Source organism: Pseudomonas sp. MWU13-2105 (assembly GCF_023242315.1).
Lineage (GTDB): Bacteria > Pseudomonadota > Gammaproteobacteria > Pseudomonadales > Pseudomonadaceae > Aquipseudomonas.
On the sequence record NZ_JALLIY010000014.1, the window covers coordinates 75,162 to 89,426 of the forward strand.

14 protein-coding genes, 1 pseudogene and 1 riboswitch are annotated in these 14,265 nt (G+C 63.1%); of the genes and pseudogenes, 7 read left to right on the forward strand and 8 right to left on the reverse strand.

Going from position 1 to position 14,265, the window contains the following annotated elements:
- Window positions 1-60: 60 nt before the first annotated feature.
- Both M5B96_RS20770 and M5B96_RS20775 read right to left on the reverse strand, forming a co-directional pair.
- Entirely contained in the window at window positions 61-267 is a 207-nt protein-coding gene (locus tag M5B96_RS20770) for a hypothetical protein (protein WP_121134733.1), read from the reverse strand.
- Between the two features lie 141 nt (window positions 268-408).
- The gene (locus M5B96_RS20775) at window positions 409-1,572 is read right to left on the reverse strand and encodes a 1-acyl-sn-glycerol-3-phosphate acyltransferase (RefSeq protein WP_248798843.1); all 1,164 of its coding nucleotides are present in this window, start codon (window positions 1,570-1,572) and stop codon (window positions 409-411) included.
- Between the two features lie 144 nt (window positions 1,573-1,716).
- Between M5B96_RS20775 and M5B96_RS20780 the strand changes: the two genes are divergently transcribed.
- The 3 genes from M5B96_RS20780 (at window position 1,717) to M5B96_RS20790 (ending at window position 3,078) form a co-directional block, all read left to right on the forward strand.
- On the forward strand, window positions 1,717-1,899 hold the full coding sequence (locus M5B96_RS20780; protein WP_248798845.1) for a CPXCG motif-containing cysteine-rich protein: 183 nt from the start codon (window positions 1,717-1,719) through the stop codon (window positions 1,897-1,899).
- A 13-nt stretch (window positions 1,900-1,912) separates the two neighbouring features.
- A complete protein-coding gene (locus M5B96_RS20785) occupies window positions 1,913-2,173 on the forward strand; it encodes a putative signal transducing protein (protein WP_100941256.1) in 261 nt (86 codons plus the stop codon).
- Between the two features lie 284 nt (window positions 2,174-2,457).
- Window positions 2,458-3,078 (forward strand): SOS response-associated peptidase, encoded by a 621-nt coding sequence (locus M5B96_RS20790; protein ID WP_248798847.1) that lies wholly within the window; start codon window positions 2,458-2,460, stop codon window positions 3,076-3,078.
- A 217-nt stretch (window positions 3,079-3,295) separates the two neighbouring features.
- Here M5B96_RS20790 and M5B96_RS32780 read toward each other — a convergent pair whose 3' ends face one another.
- Window positions 3,296-4,138 (reverse strand): methyl-accepting chemotaxis protein, encoded by an 843-nt coding sequence (locus M5B96_RS32780; RefSeq protein ID WP_412548634.1) that lies wholly within the window; start codon window positions 4,136-4,138, stop codon window positions 3,296-3,298.
- A gap of 15 nt (window positions 4,139-4,153) precedes the next feature.
- Window positions 4,154-5,464 (reverse strand): annotated as a pseudogene (locus M5B96_RS32785) (HAMP domain-containing protein); the annotation flags it as partial.
- Between the two features lie 250 nt (window positions 5,465-5,714).
- Here M5B96_RS32785 and M5B96_RS20800 point away from each other — a divergent pair.
- Window positions 5,715-6,533 carry a M48 family metallopeptidase gene (locus tag M5B96_RS20800; protein WP_248798851.1) on the forward strand — a complete coding sequence of 273 codons (819 nt, stop codon included), beginning with the start codon at window positions 5,715-5,717 and terminating at the stop codon, window positions 6,531-6,533.
- A 188-nt stretch (window positions 6,534-6,721) separates the two neighbouring features.
- Here the strand turns inward: M5B96_RS20800 and M5B96_RS20805 are convergent, their stop codons facing one another.
- The 3 genes from M5B96_RS20805 to M5B96_RS20815 form a co-directional block, all read right to left on the reverse strand.
- The gene (locus M5B96_RS20805) at window positions 6,722-7,306 is read right to left on the reverse strand and encodes a TMEM165/GDT1 family protein (protein WP_248798852.1); all 585 of its coding nucleotides are present in this window, start codon (window positions 7,304-7,306) and stop codon (window positions 6,722-6,724) included.
- A gap of 88 nt (window positions 7,307-7,394) precedes the next feature.
- A riboswitch (yybP-ykoY riboswitch) is annotated at window positions 7,395-7,514 on the reverse strand.
- A gap of 40 nt (window positions 7,515-7,554) precedes the next feature.
- Window positions 7,555-8,553: a class I SAM-dependent methyltransferase gene (locus tag M5B96_RS20810; protein ID WP_248798854.1), complete on the reverse strand. Its 999-nt coding sequence runs from the start codon at window positions 8,551-8,553 to the stop codon at window positions 7,555-7,557.
- A 33-nt stretch (window positions 8,554-8,586) separates the two neighbouring features.
- On the reverse strand, window positions 8,587-9,552 hold the full coding sequence (locus M5B96_RS20815) for a 2-hydroxyacid dehydrogenase (protein WP_248798856.1): 966 nt from the start codon (window positions 9,550-9,552) through the stop codon (window positions 8,587-8,589).
- An 89-nt stretch (window positions 9,553-9,641) separates the two neighbouring features.
- Here M5B96_RS20815 and M5B96_RS20820 point away from each other — a divergent pair, with 89 nt between their 5' ends.
- Window positions 9,642-10,271, forward strand: coding sequence for a LysE family translocator (locus tag M5B96_RS20820; protein ID WP_248799016.1), 630 nt, complete (start codon window positions 9,642-9,644; stop codon window positions 10,269-10,271).
- Here the strand turns inward: M5B96_RS20820 and M5B96_RS20825 are convergent.
- Complete coding sequence (locus M5B96_RS20825; protein ID WP_248798858.1) at window positions 10,255-11,028, reverse strand: AraC family transcriptional regulator; 774 nt, start codon at window positions 11,026-11,028, stop codon at window positions 10,255-10,257. The genes M5B96_RS20820 and M5B96_RS20825 overlap by 17 nt on opposite strands.
- Window positions 11,029-11,134: 106 nt before the next feature.
- Between M5B96_RS20825 and M5B96_RS20830 the strand changes: the two genes are divergently transcribed.
- Window positions 11,135-12,319: an MFS transporter gene (locus M5B96_RS20830; RefSeq protein ID WP_248798860.1), complete on the forward strand. Its 1,185-nt coding sequence runs from the start codon at window positions 11,135-11,137 to the stop codon at window positions 12,317-12,319.
- Between the two features lie 148 nt (window positions 12,320-12,467).
- Window positions 12,468-14,150 (forward strand): fatty acid--CoA ligase, encoded by a 1,683-nt coding sequence (locus M5B96_RS20835; RefSeq protein WP_248798861.1) that lies wholly within the window; start codon window positions 12,468-12,470, stop codon window positions 14,148-14,150.
- The last annotated feature ends 115 nt before the right edge of the window (window positions 14,151-14,265 follow it).

Here is a 14,265-nt window from a genome sequence, read left to right on the forward strand (position 1 = left end):
AGGGACAGGCTTGCCGGCGATGGGGCCCTCAAGGGCAGCCAAAGGCTTGGCGTGGCAGCCTCACGCCGCCTCCACATAAAGATCCAGCATGCTGACCCCGGTCAGCAGATCGGCTTCCGGCAGGTCGGCGTGCTGGTGCCCGCCCAGGGCGCAATACACCAGCCAGTGGCGGTCCTGGACGTTGAACGACATGGCGTCCACCAGGGCCTCCTGTTCGTCGCTGGGGGCGATCAGATAAAGACGATCCTGGTTCTCTGCGTGCAGCATGACAAGCTCCGTGGGCTATCGAGGGGCGACAGACTGGCTTGTTAAGGTGACGTTCCGGTGACAATGGAAATTAACCCGACCAACAGAAACAACAACGGCGCCCATGGGCGCCGTTGTTGTTTATAAGCGTTGCTATTAAAGCTAAAGCGCCAGGCCGGCCTTGACCCGGTACTGATTGCGCACCGGCGTCGCGTATTGCTGCACCAGGTAGGGCCGGTGCTCGGCCGGGCAGGCATCCAGGCGGCTGCGCCATTGCGTCTCGGCCTTGGCCAGTTCGTCGGCGGCAAACACCTGGGCGGCGGCAGGTACCTGCAACTGCGGATCGGCGCCGCTCCATTGGGCATACGCCAGGTAGTGCACCGGGAACAGGCGATAACCTTCGAGGATCTGCCGGTCCATTTCCGTGGCCAGGACCTTGGTGTCCTCGAACTCGCCGGTCAGGGGCGCGGCGAAGTTCACATGCACCCGGCCCTTGTAGCCGGTGATGCCCTTGGCGATGCTGACGTCATCCTCGCCCGGCGCCTTGGTGTAGTGGCCAGTGGTGGCGCGGATATACAGCTCGCGAGCCTTGGCCTGGTCGCAGGGGTCGTACTCGTAGCTGATGGACACCGGCGTCAGGTTCAGCGAGCGGATAACCTCGGCGAACGGCTCGTCCTTGCGGCTCATGTGGAACATTTTCAGGATCGCCGACTCGGTACGGTCGTCGCCATCCTTGGCCCGGCCTTCGGCCTGGGCGATCCAGATCGACTGGCAGTCGTGGCGGATCGAATGGTTGATATAGGCCGAGAGCAACTGATAGGCGGCCATCTTTTCCCGCCGTCCGGCGATCGAGCGGTGCACGATAAAGCTCTTGTTCAGGCGCATCAGGTCGCTGACAAAGGGCTTTTGCAGCAGGTTGTCGCCGATGGCGATGCGCGGTGTGGGCAGACCGGCGTGATACACGGCATAGTTGACGAACGCCGGGTCCATCACGATGTCCCGGTGGTTGGCCAGGAACAGGTAGGCCTGGCCTGACTTGAACTGTTCGACGCCGGTGTAGGTGACGCCGTCGGTGGCGCGTTCGATGGTCTGGTCGACGTAGACCTCGACCTTGTCCTGCAAGGTGGCGACCGAAGTGACGCCGGCGAATTCACGACGCAGGCGGTAGGCGATCAGTGGTCTGAGCAGCCAGCCAAAGGCGCCGGCCAGGCGCGGGAAGCGGAAGTGGGTGAGGATATCCAGAAACGCCTGGTCGCGGAACAGCCGGGCCATGACGGCCGGTACTTCACTGTCGTCGTAAGGTCGGATGGCATCGAATTCGCCCATCATGCTCTCTTGTTGGAAACGGCTAGGGTAAGTAGAGGTTTGAGTGATAAATAACAAAGCCCGGTCTGGAAAATAAAGCCCAGACATAAAATAGCCTTGCAAATAGACCGGCGATTATACGCACAAGTCACTTCGGAGGCCGCGATGCTGGAAACTGAGCGTTACGAATGTCCTTATTGTGGTGAAATCGGTGAGGCGGTACTGGATCTGTCCGGCGGCGACCAGACCTATATCGAGGACTGCGCGGTGTGCTGTCGACCGATTACCTTTGTCCTGCAGACCGATGGCGAGGAATGGATGCTCGACGTTTACAGCGAGAACGAGTGATGAGGGCCTTTCCATGCAGCGTATCTACGAGCCGGAAAACCTGATGGAAGGCGAGTTGTTGCAGGGCATGCTCGCCAGCGAAGGGATTCAGGCGCACCTGGTGGGACGTGACCTGCTGGGTGGGGTGGGGGAGTTGCCGGTCTTCGGCTTGCTGGCCCTGGCGGTGGACAATGACCAGGCGCAATGCGCGCGGGAGCTGATCGCCGCGTACAATGCGGCGCTGCCGCTGGCCGGCGATGAGCCGGAGAGTTTCCCGGATGTGCTGGTCTGTTAGCCTGGGTGGGCAAGATTGGATGCGCCGCGCACCTTGTAGGAGCTGGCGACGTCCGTCAGCGCACTGCAAGGCTTAAGGGGCTCATTGCTGGCAAGCCTGGCGAGGGTGATGTTTGCCTTGATGAAAAACCAAAGCGATTACACACCTAACCCATGCTTGGGGGTTCCCCCCCCCAAAAAAAACATAGAATCTCCCACAGGGATCGTGTTGCGCCTTGGCCAACTTTGATATGAAGTCTCTTGTTGGCCCTTGTCCCGAGTTTTTGAAAAGAGCCGTATTGCCCCATGTGTGGACGTTATGCCCTGTTTCGCTGGAACCCCACCTTCGCGGCCTTGCCCGGCTTTCCCGCCGACCAGCAGGCGCAATGGAACATCTCGCCGAATGATTCGGTGCTGATCCTGCGTGCTGCCGCGGGGCAGCGGGAGTTGGCCCGGGCCCGTTGGGGACTGACCCCGGCCTGGCTGACCGATCTGTCGAAGACGCCGGCGCATGCCCGGGCGGAAACCCTGGCCGAGCAGCCGATGTTTCGCCAGGCGTTCCGCGAGCGCCGTTGCCTGCTGCCGGCCAACGGTTTCTACGAATGGCGCGGCACCCAGCGCAAACGACCTTATTGGCTGACCCCGGCGGAAGGTTCGAGCCTGTTTTTCGCGGCGATCTGGGAAGCCTATCCGGTGGATGGGCATGTCTGGTTGAGTACCGCGGTGGTGACCCAGGCGGCGTCGAATCAGCGCCGCCCATTGATCCTGGATGCGGCGGGGCAGGAAGCCTGGTTGTCCGCGGACACCTCGCTGGCGGATTTGCAGGCTTTGCTGGCCAGTCCCCAGGCGCCTTTGCGCGAGCGGGTGCTGGCCAATCTGGTGAATGATCCGAAGCTCAATGCGCCGGAGTGTTTGACCCCGGGTTGAGGCACACTGCGGTTCAAGGCCGAACGCGGTTCCGTGGCGAGCGGGCTTGCCCGCGTTGGGGGCGAAGCCCCCCTGGATCCAGAAAACTGGGTGTGTCAGGTTGACCGAGATCGCTGGTTTTGCGACTGCTGCGCAGCCGAACAGGGCGGTGCGGCGTCCCGACAATCCCCCTCGCCACAGGTATGCCTCTGCTCACGGGCCGTATGCTGCAACTCGCCTACACCCTGAACTGATTGATCAACCGCCGCTGCTGCTCCGCCAGCTTGGTCAACTGCGCACTGGCCGCGCTCGACTCGTCGGCACCGCCCGCCACTTCGTTGGCCACCTGGCCGATGTTGATCACGTTGCGGTTGATATCGTCGGCCACCGCGCTCTGTTCCTCGGCGGCGCTGGCGATCTGGGTGTTCATGTCGTTGATCACCGATACCGCCTGGGTAATGCTTTCCAGCGCCTGGGCCGCCTTGGCCGCGTGCTGCACGCTTTCGTCGGTCTTGGCCTGGCTGTCTTCCATGACCTTGACCACGTCGCGGGTGCCTTGCTGCAACTGCTGGATCATCGACTGGATTTCTTCCGTCGCCTTCTGGGTTTTCTGCGCCAGGTTGCGCACTTCGTCGGCCACCACCGCAAAGCCCCGGCCCTGCTCGCCGGCCCGGGCCGCTTCGATGGCGGCGTTGAGCGCCAGCAGGTTGGTCTGTTCGGCAATGCCGCGGATGGCCGTGAGGATCGCGTTGATGTTCTCGCTGTCCTTGGCCAGGGTCTGCACCACGCTGACCGCGCGGCCGATCTCTAGCGCCAGGGCGCCAATGGAGGTCGAGGTGTCCTTGACGATGCGCATGCCGTCGCTGGCGGCCAGGTCGGCATGGCTGGCGGCCTGGGCCGCCTGGGTCGCGTTGCGTGCCACGTCCTGGGCGGTCGCGGTCATTTCCTGAACAGCGGTGGCTACCTGGTCGATCTCGGCCATCTGCTTGTGCACGCCCTGGTTGGTGCGGATCGCGATGTCCGCGGTGTGTTCGGAGGAGTCGCTGACACTCTGCACCGAGGTCACCACCTGACTGATCATCGCCTGCAACTTGATCAGGAAGGTGTTGAAACCCTTGGCGATCGAGCCCAGTTCGTCGGCGCGGTCGCTGCTCAGGCGACGGGTCAGGTCGCCTTCGCCCTGGGCGATGTCGTCGAGCATGGCGACCATTTGCTTGAGAGGGCGGGCGATGCCGTGGCCGACCAGCCAGATCACCAGTAGACCGAGGCCGGCGATCACCAGGCCGACCATCGCCATGCCGAAGATATCGGCCTTGCGCTGGGTGTCCAGGTCGCCCTGCAGCTTGTGCAGGTCGGCCATCACCGCGTCCAGCGGCAGTTGCAGCATCAGGGTCCAACGCGCGTCGGTCTGGCCGATGCCAAAGGGCAGGTAGAGTTCGATGATGCCTTTGTCCTTGTCGACGTTGTAGGTCACTTCGCCGCGATTGAGCTTGCCCATGGCCGCGACTTTGTCGGCCCCGAGCACGTCGCCGGCTTTCTCGCCGAACTTGCTCGAATCCTTGGTGTAGGCGACCAGGCGTCCATTGGTGCCCACCAGCGCCATGTTGCCGGCGCCGCCATAGAGTTTCTGGTTGGCGCCCAGCAGCATGTCCTGGATGAAGTTCACCGACAGGTCGGCGCCGACGATGCCCTGGAAGGCGCCGTTGAGCATGATCGGTTCGATAAAGGAGGCGAGCATGACCATCTTGTCACCGACCTTGTAGGGAGCCGGGTCGATCACGCAGGGTTTTTTGCTTTCCTTGGAGCACAGGTAGTACTCGCTGGCGCGGATACCGGTGGAGAGCAGCTTCTGGTCATCCACATCCACCAGGCTGGACTGGCCGAGGCTGCCGTCGTCGTTACGGAACCACCAGGGCAGGAAGCGCCCGTCCTTGGGGTCGATCCCGACGACCTTGGTATCGACATAGGCGGCGTCGTTGTGGTCCAGGGCATTCTTTTCCCAGCCGATATAGGTGCCGAGAATCTTCGGATTCTGCTGGACGTTTTCCTTGACCAGGCTGATCAGTTGTTCGCGGCTGAGGCTCAAGGCGGGCTTGCCGTCGGCGCCGGCGCTGCCGATCAGGCTGTTGACCCGGACCAGGCCGCCGGCAATCAGCAGCGGTGCTTCGAGTTCGCGCTGGATCTGGCTGACCTGGGTGCGCGCCAGGGCATCCAGGCGTTGCTGGATCACCTGTTCGAATTGCGCCTGGGTCCGCTGTTGCACCATGTCCTGGGTCCTGGCTCCGGAGAACAGGGCATAGACCACCAGGGCCCCGACCACGCTGAGGATAATGGCGCCGGCCAGGGCCGCGACGGAAAACTGGATTGACTTGAATTTCATGAGAGCTCCGGACGCAAGGCGTGACATCTGCCAATAGCTATCGGCCGGGATTTTTATCGACGTTAGGCGCGGACGACGAAATGACTGTTTTGAATGCGTCTGTGTCGCAAATGGATAGGTAGGAGAGCGTTATCTGTCGTGGCTTGGGCTGGTTTATGAATCTTTTCCTACGAGGAAGGTGGGATGTATCTGAAAATGATGTGCTACGTGTCGCTTGTATCTGGCGTAGATACAATTCGCCGCCTAGGATAACCGGCAGTTTTCAGGGAGAGTGTTCATGGCTAGAAGTTGGGTATTGGGTGCGTTGGGCGCGGGTTTGTTGCTGGGCGGATGCCAGGCCGTGAATACCACCAATGGTGGTGCGGTCGGGGTGGAGCGCAAGCAGTACATGTTCAGTATGTTGTCGAGCCAGCAGGTCGACCAGATGTACGCGCAGTCGTACCAGAAGACCCTGGGTGAGGCGGGTGGCAAGGGCGTGCTGGACAAGAGCAGTGCCAATGCCAAGCGGGTCCAGGCGATTGCCAGGCGCTTGATCGCCCAGGCGCCGACCTTCCGTCCGGACTCGGCGCAATGGCAATGGGAGGTCAATCTGATCAAGAGTGACGAGCTCAATGCCAATTGCGGCCCGGGCGGCAAGATCATCTTTTATAGCGGCCTGATCGATCAGCTCAAGCTGAGCGACGACGAGATTGCCGCGGTGATGGGGCATGAAATTGCCCATGCCTTGCGCGAGCACGGCCGTGAGGCGATGTCCAAGGCTTATGGGATCGAGATGGCGAAGCAGGGCGCGGGGGCCTTGTTCGGCCTGGGGCAGGACAGCCTGGCGCTGGCCGATACCGTGGCCAACTACGGCATGACCTTGCCCAATAGCCGGGCCAACGAGAACGAGGCGGACCTGATCGGCCTGGAACTGGCGGCCCGTGCCGGCTACAACCCGAACGCGGCCATCAGCCTGTGGAACAAGATGAGCAAGGCGGCTGAAGGTGCGCCGCCGGAGTTCATGAGTACCCACCCGGCGTCCGCCAGTCGGATTGCCTCGCTGGAGGCGGCGATTCCGAAGGTGATGCCATTGTACCAGCAGGCCAGGAAATCCTGAGTCACTACGCGCCTATCGGTGATGCAGCTTGTGGCGAGCGGGCTTGTCGGGACGCCGCAGCGCCCCGTTCGGCTTAAAACCAGCGACGGTGTTCTACCTGGCACTATGAAGTTGCTGATTTTAGGGCAGCTTCGCAGCCCAGCGCGGGCAAGCCCGCTCGCCACACAAACCTACTCATCCAGACGGATCTAGATCCAGCCGCTGCTCTGCATCGCCTTGTACACCGCGACCAGCGCGAGGATGAAGAACGCCGTCGCCGCCAGGCGGCGGATCAGGGTCAACGGCAGCTTGTCGGCGGCGAAGTTGCCCGCCAGCACCACCGGGACGTTGGCGATCAACATGCCCAGGGTGGTGCCGATGATCACCAGCCACAGCTCCGGATATTGCGCCGCCAGCATCACCGTGGCGATCTGGGTCTTGTCACCGATTTCGGCGAGGAAGAATGCGATCAGGGTGGTCAGGAACGGGCCGAACTTGCGCGCCGTGGTGGTCTCGTCATCGTCGATCTTGTCCGGTACCAGGGTCCACAGGGCTGTGGCGGTAAAGCTCGCCGCGAGGATCCAGTGCAATACCGCATCGGAGAAGAAACTGCCGAACCAGGCGCCTACCGCGCCGGCCGCCGCATGGTTGGCCAGGGTCGCCGCGATGATACCGGCAATGATCGGCCAGGGTTTGCGAAACCGTGCAGCCAGAATGAGTGCGAGCAGCTGCGTCTTGTCGCCGATTTCGGCCAAGGCAACGATTGCGGTGGGGACGAGCAGGGAGTCCAGCATCAGGTTTTCCTAAGGGGCGGGTCGACACGGCTATGACACGTACAGCCTTCCCGCCCCGGGTAAGGTGTGCGTGTCATAGGTCTTGTCAAACCCTGGGCCCGTCTGTGCGGACCCTGGGTCGCATGCGCCATGGTCTGTTGACCAAGTATGTTGACGCATGCCGGACGAGCGTGGCGCTCGTGGGAGACTACTCCCCTAGGACGGAGCGGATTCTGCCTAGGCAGAATCCATTGCGCAAGCCTTCTTTTTCAGCCGCGCTTGGCGCTGTAGACCCGGAAGCCCTGGCCCTCGGCCTTGGTCACGCAACGTCCGAGATGCTCTTCGATCAACGGTTGATAGCGCAGGAAGCTGTTTGCCACCAATCGTAGTTCGCCGCCGTTTTTCAGATGTTTGGCTGCTTTTCGCAACAAGTTCTCTGTCGCCAGGTAATCGGTGTGAACCCCGACATGGAACGGCGGATTGCTCAGGATCGCACTCAAGCCCATGGGTGCGGCATCGATACCGTCACCGGTCAGAACTTCGCCATCGAGGCCGTTGGCGGCCAGGGTCAGGCGACTGCTGGCAGTGGCGAACGCATCGACGTCAAGCAGGATCACGTGGTTGTGCGGGTAACGGCGCTTCACCGCCGCGCCGAGGACGCCGGCGCCACAACCGAAGTCCAGCAGGTTGCCGCTCGGCAGTTTGTCCAGATGCTCCAGCAGCAGGGCGCTGCCGCGATCGAGGCGGCCGTGGCTGAATACCCCGGGCAGGCTGACCACCTTGAGCGGTCCTTCGGCCAGGTCCAGTTCGTAGTGACGGGCCAGGCTTTCCAGCGGCTGGACAAGCGGCGCCTCGGCCACGCTGACCTGCCACAGCTGGCAGTGTCGGGCGCTGTCGAGCTTGCGCGGCTTGCCGAAGGGGTTGAGCTGCTTGGCCGCGCCTTCGATGCCGCTGCGTTTTTCCCCGACCAGGAACACCTCGCCGCCGGGCAGGCGCGAGGCCACGGCGTTGAGCAGGTAGTCGGTCAGGTCCTTGGCCTTGGGCAGGAACACCACGGCGCTGTCGAACGGGATCTCGGGGATATTCACGCCGAAATGGCTGCGGCCTTCGAAGCGCGCCTCCAGCGCCGCCTGATCGCCGGCGTGCCAGCACCAGCCGTGGGCGTTGGGCAGGCGTCCGAGCAGGTCGTCGGCGGGCAGCCCGGCGAGCAACAGCTTGCCCTGGAAATAATCGGCCTGACGAAGCAGTACTTCACTGCGCGGATCCATGGTCTGCTCCCTGAAAAAAAGTGCCGCAGTCTATCAACTGACAACCCGCAACGCTGCACCGTTGAAGAAACCCCGGGCGTTTTCCGTCAACTGGCCGACGATTCGTTGCCGGGCTTCACGGCTGCCCCAGGCGTTATGCGGGGTGACGATCAGGCGTGGGATATCGCCGGCCAGCAGCGGATTGCCGTTAGTCGGCGGTTCGACGCTCAGCACATCGGTGGCGGCCCCGCCCAGGTGGCCGCTGCGCAGGGCATCGGCCAGGGCCAGTTCATCGATCAGGCCGCCGCGGGCGGTATTGACCACCAAGGCCCCGGGCTTGAGCAACGCCAGTTCGGCGGCACCGATGAAGTGGCGGGTGTATTCGTTGAGCGGGCAGTGCAGGGTCAGCGCATCGACCTGCGGCAGCAGTTGCTCCAGCGGCACGCGATCGGCCCGGGCCGGACGCCCGGGAATCTGCCCGAGCAACACGCGCATGCCGAAGGCTTCGGCGAGGCGGGCCACCGCGCCGCCGAGTTCGCCATGGCCGAGCAGGCCGAGGGTCTTGCCTTCCAGTTCGACAATCGGGAAGTCCAGCAGGCAGAACTGCTTGGCCTGTTGCCAGCGGCCTTCGCCGACGGCTTTCTGGTAGTCGGTCAGGCGCGTGGCCAGGGCCAACAGCAGCATCAAGGTGTGCTGGGCCACCGACGGCGTGCCGTAGCCCTGGCAGTTGCTCACGGTAATGCCCTGGGCGCGGGCGGCGGCCAGGTCGACATTGTTGGTGCCGGTGGCGCTGATCAGGATCAGCTTCAGCTCGGGGCAGGCGGCCAGGGTCGCGGCGCTCAAGGGGACTTTGTTGCTGATGGCAACGCTGGCGCCTTTCAGGTGTTCGACGACAGTCTCCGGCGTGGTCGTGGCACACAGCCGCAGCTCATCGAAGCAGGCCCGCAGCGGCTCAAGGTCCAGATCGCCGAGATCCAGGGAGGGGTGATCGAGGAAGACCGCGCGGCGGGAGTTGCTCATCAACTGTACCTTTTGTGCTAGGGGGTGAAGGCGTAAGGTGACGAGCCTAACAGACATATTCAGTGACTGAGGAGCCCAGCGCCGTGTCCATCTACCTGACGGAATTCTTGACCGTTGCCCTGATTCACCTGCTGGCGGTGGCCAGTCCCGGCCCGGACTTTGCCGTGGTGGTGCGCGAGAGCGTGACCCATGGTCGACGTGCCGGCACCTGGACCGCGCTGGGCGTCGGCACGGCGATTTTCCTGCATGTGGGCTATTCGCTGCTGGGTATCGGCCTGATCGTGTCGCAATCGATCGTGCTGTTCAACGCCTTGAAATGGCTGGCGGCGGCCTACCTGCTGTACATCGGCTTCAAGGCTATCCGCGCCAAGCCGGCGAAGCCCGCGACCGACGACCTGGCCTTGCAGGTGGGCGAGCGTACTGCCCGTGGCGCCTTTACCTCGGGCTTTGTGACCAATGGCCTGAATCCCAAGGCCACGCTGTTTTTCCTCTCGCTGTTCACCGTGGTGATCAACCCGCACACGCCGCTGTTGGTCCAGGCCGGCTACGGCGTGTATCTGGCCGTGGCCACCGCGCTGTGGTTCTGTCTGGTGGCGATGCTGTTCAGCCAGCAGCGTGTACGCGCCGGTTTCGCCCGCATGGGCCACTGGTTCGACCGGACCATGGGCGCGGTGTTGATCGCCATCGGGGTCAAGCTGGCCTTCACCGAGATGCATTGATCGAGCTGAACTGATTCAAGGCATTCAGGTAGTCCCGCGGGTTGTCGCCGAGCAGGCGCCGAAACATCGAACTGAAAGCCCGGGCGCTGCCATAGCCCAGGACCTTGGCCACGTGCTGCACGCTTTCCCCGGCGATCAGGCGTGGCAAGGCTTCCATCAGGCGTAGTTGCTGGCGCCAGGCATTGAAATTCATCCGCACTTGCTGCTGGAACAATCGCGCCAGGGTCCGGGTACTGGCGCCGACCTGCTGCGCCCAGTCCTCCAGGCTGTTGGGGTGATCCGGGGTTTCCAGCAGGGCCAGGCAGATCCGTTGCAGGCGCCGGTCGGTCGGCATCGGGATATGCAGCGGCAGATTCTCCAGGGCAGCCAGTTCTTCCAGCATAAGCTGCTGGATCAGCGGGTTCTTCGCCTGTTCCGGCCCTTGTACCGCGCGCACGATCAACTCCCGCAGCAACGGCGTCACCGCCAGTACACAGCAGCCGCGCAGGTTGGCCGGGGAATACTCGGCGGCGATAAATAACGAGCGCATGCGTACCTCGCCGCTCATGAAAATCTCATGCTCGACCCAGGGCGGAATCCACACCGCGCGGGTCGGCGGGATGATCCACGCACCTTCGGCGGTGACCAGGCGCATCACCCCGCACACGGCATAGAGCAACTGCGCTTCCTGATGGACGTGCAGTTCCTGGTGCGCGCCATCGGCATAATCGCGGGGATAGGCGCTGACCGGGCCGTGCAGGAAATGGCTGATTAACATGTCCGATTCCACAAGTCTGTCTGGTTTGATGAGTTTGTTGGCAGAAATGCGTTTTGTCGCCAATTTAGCATAACGGACCGCTAACCTTCCTGACGTGTGTGCCGTGATGAACCAAGCCCGAAACGTAATCCGCTACATCAACGCAGCCCATGTGATCGACCACATGTTCATGCTGATTTACCCTGCCGCCGTGCTTGGCATGGGGCAGGCCTTCGGCCTCGACTTCGCCCGGATGATCGGCCTGTCCCTGGGCGGCTTCATTGCCTTCGGCGCCTGTTCGCTGCCGGCCGGCTGGCTGGGGGACCGCTGGAGCCGGCGCAGCATGATGCTGCTGTTCTTCTTCGGGATCGGCGCCGCGTCGATCTTTACCGGCCTGAGCAGCACGGCGCCGATGCTGACCCTGGGGCTGACCCTGGTGGGTGTGTTCGCCGCGATCTACCACCCGGTGGGCACCGCGATGCTGGTCAGCTACGCGCGCAACCGGGGGCGTGAAATCGGCGTCAACGGCATGTGGGGCAACCTGGGCGTGGCGTTTTCGGCGCTGGTCACCGGCTTTCTGGTGGCGCAGTTCGGCTGGCGTTCGGCGTTTATCCTGCCGGGGGCGGTATCGATCCTGCTCGGTGTGCTGTTTGCCTGGCAGGTGCGCGAAGAACCGATCCCGCAGTTGCCCCATGTGAAACTGCGCAACGCCAGCGGCCAGCAGATCTCCATGATCATGGTCTTCAGTGTCCTGGCGCTGGTCACGGCCACCGGCGGGGTGGTGTTCAATGCCACCACCATGACCTACCCGAAACTGTTCCAGGAGCGCCTGTATGAGTGGCTCGCCTCGCCGCAGTTGCTCGGCGTGATCGTCAGCCTGGCCTATGCCTTTGGCGCGGTGGCGCAATTGAGCATCGGCCGGGTGCTCGACCGCATGAGCCTGAAGTGGCCGTTCGTGGTGCTGACCCTGTGCCAGGCGCCGTTGCTGTTCGGCCTGGCCTACGTCGACGGCCTGGCGGTGATGCTCCTGGGCGCGGCGCTGATGTTCGTGGTGTTCGGCCAGGTGACGGTGAATGATGCGATGGTCGCCAATTTTGTCGCGCCGCAGTGGCAATCGCGGGTCTTTGCCTTGCGCTACTGCCTGTCGTTCGGGGCCAGCGCGACGGCGATCCCGTTGATCGCCTTTGTCGAGCCGCGCCAGGGCTTTGCCGGCCTGTACCTGATCCTCGCGGGCTTCGCCGCGCTGACTTTTGTCGCCGCGCTGGTGTTCCCGCGCACTCCGGCCCAGCAGCCCGCGGGGCAGCCGGCCTGAGCCTTGGCGGAGGTTTGTGTGGGTGCTGGCTGTGAGCTAGCACTCACGTTCGTCTGCAAATCATTCCTTTGGGTGATTTAGTGAGTGCGCGACGGCTCTAGAGTGCCTATCTTTAGCCACGACCGTGCAGTCAGACCAAGGAAGTTCCATGTTGCAGACTCGTATCATTCCGCCCGCCGAAGGGGCTTATCAATACCCTCTGTTGATCAAGCGCTTGCTGATGTCCGGCAGCCGCTACGAGAAAACCCGCGAGATCGTCTATCGCGACAAGCTGCGCTACAGCTATCCGACCTTGAGCGAGCGGGTCGCGCGCCTGGCCAACGTGCTCACGGCGGCGGGGGTCAAGGCCGGCGATACCGTCGCGGTGATGGACTGGGACAGCCATCGCTACCTGGAATGCATGTTCGCCATCCCGATGATCGGCGCGGTGATCCACACCATCAACGTGCGCCTCTCCCCCGAGCAGATCCTCTACACCATGAACCACGCCGAGGACCGCTTCGTGCTGGTCAACAGCGAGTTCGTCGGCCTGTACCAGGCGATTGCCGGGCACCTGACCACGGTGGACAAGACCCTGCTGCTCAGCGACACCGAGGACAAGAGCGCCGAGCTGCCGAACCTGGTGGGCGAATACGAGCAACTACTGGCGGCGGCGAGCCCGGTCTACGAGTTCGAGGATTTCGACGAGAATTCGGTCGCCACCACCTTCTACACCACCGGGACCACCGGCAATCCGAAGGGCGTCTACTTCACCCATCGCCAGCTGGTGCTGCACACCCTGGGCGAGGCGACCATCATGGGCTGCATCGACAGCGTGCGTCTGCTCGGCACCAACGACGTCTACATGCCGATCACCCCGATGTTCCACGTGCATGCCTGGGGTCTGCCCTATGTGGCGACCATGCTCGGGCTCAAGCAGGTCTATCCCGGCCGCTACGACCCGGAGCTGCTGGTGGAGCTGTGGCGCAAGGAAAAGGTCACGTTCTCCCATTGCGTGCCGACCATCCTGCAGATGGTGCTCAACGCCAAGGCGGCCCAGGGCACCGACTTCAAGGGCTGGAAGATGGTGATCGGCGGCAGTGCGTTGAACCGCACGCTGTATGAGACCGCCAAGAGCAAGGGTATTCAACTGACCGCCGCCTATGGCATGTCGGAGACCGGCCCGCTGGTGTCCTGTGCCCACCTCAGCGAAGAGTTGATGGCCTGCAGCGAGGACGAGCGCACCACCTACCGGATCAAGGCCGGGGTGCCCGGGCCGCTGGTGGAGGCGGCAATTGTCGACGAAGACGGCAATTTCCTCCCGGCGGACGGCGAGACCCAGGGCGAACTGGTGCTGCGCGCGCCCTGGCTGACCGAGGGCTATTACAACGAACCGCAGAAGGGCGCCGAGCTCTGGGCCGGCGGCTGGCTGCACACCGGCGACGTGGCGACCCTCGACAGCCTGGGGGTGATCGACATCCGCGACCGGATCAAGGACGTGATCAAGACCGGTGGCGAATGGATCTCCTCCCTGGCCCTGGAAGACCTGGTCAGTCGTCATCCGGCGGTACGTGAAGTAGCGGTAGTGGGCATTGCCGATCCGCAATGGGGTGAGCGGCCGTTTGCCCTGCTGGTCTTGCGCGAAGGCCATGAGATCGGCGCCCGCGAGCTCAAGGAGCACCTCAAGCCCTTCGTCGAGCAGGGGCACCTGAGCAAGTGGGCGATCCCGAGCCAGATCGCCCTTGTTACGGAAATTCCCAAGACCAGTGTCGGCAAACTGGACAAGAAGCGCATCCGCGTCGATATCATCCAATGGCAGGCCAGCAACAGCAGCTTCCTCTCGACCCTTTGAGGTGTCCCCGCCACGCCCGAAAGGGCGTGGCAGCCCCACCAAGCAAGTGCTTGGCTGGTCGAATCCGAATTTTCAGTCATTCTTGCCCGCCGCTTTTCAACGGCTTGGCGAACGC

Excerpts from the sequence above, each read along its gene's own strand:
- M5B96_RS20770 (WP_121134733.1), bottom strand. The coding sequence starts at position 267 with ATGCTGCACGCAGAGAACCAGGATCGTCTTTATCTGATCGCCCCCAGC.
- M5B96_RS20775 (WP_248798843.1), bottom strand. The coding sequence starts at position 1,572 with ATGGGCGAATTCGATGCCATCCGACCTTACGACGACAGTGAAGTACCG.
- M5B96_RS20780 (WP_248798845.1), top strand. The coding sequence starts at position 1,717 with ATGCTGGAAACTGAGCGTTACGAATGTCCTTATTGTGGTGAAATCGGT.
- M5B96_RS20785 (WP_100941256.1), top strand. The coding sequence starts at position 1,913 with ATGCAGCGTATCTACGAGCCGGAAAACCTGATGGAAGGCGAGTTGTTG.
- M5B96_RS20790 (WP_248798847.1), top strand. The coding sequence starts at position 2,458 with ATGTGTGGACGTTATGCCCTGTTTCGCTGGAACCCCACCTTCGCGGCC.
- M5B96_RS32780 (WP_412548634.1), bottom strand. The coding sequence starts at position 4,138 with ATGATCAGTCAGGTGGTGACCTCGGTGCAGAGTGTCAGCGACTCCTCC.
- M5B96_RS20800 (WP_248798851.1), top strand. The coding sequence starts at position 5,715 with ATGGCTAGAAGTTGGGTATTGGGTGCGTTGGGCGCGGGTTTGTTGCTG.
- M5B96_RS20805 (WP_248798852.1), bottom strand. The coding sequence starts at position 7,306 with ATGCTGGACTCCCTGCTCGTCCCCACCGCAATCGTTGCCTTGGCCGAA.
- M5B96_RS20810 (WP_248798854.1), bottom strand. The coding sequence starts at position 8,553 with ATGGATCCGCGCAGTGAAGTACTGCTTCGTCAGGCCGATTATTTCCAG.
- M5B96_RS20815 (WP_248798856.1), bottom strand. The coding sequence starts at position 9,552 with ATGAGCAACTCCCGCCGCGCGGTCTTCCTCGATCACCCCTCCCTGGAT.
- M5B96_RS20825 (WP_248798858.1), bottom strand. The coding sequence starts at position 11,028 with ATGTTAATCAGCCATTTCCTGCACGGCCCGGTCAGCGCCTATCCCCGC.
- M5B96_RS20830 (WP_248798860.1), top strand. The coding sequence starts at position 11,135 with ATGAACCAAGCCCGAAACGTAATCCGCTACATCAACGCAGCCCATGTG.
- M5B96_RS20835 (WP_248798861.1), top strand. The coding sequence starts at position 12,468 with ATGTTGCAGACTCGTATCATTCCGCCCGCCGAAGGGGCTTATCAATAC.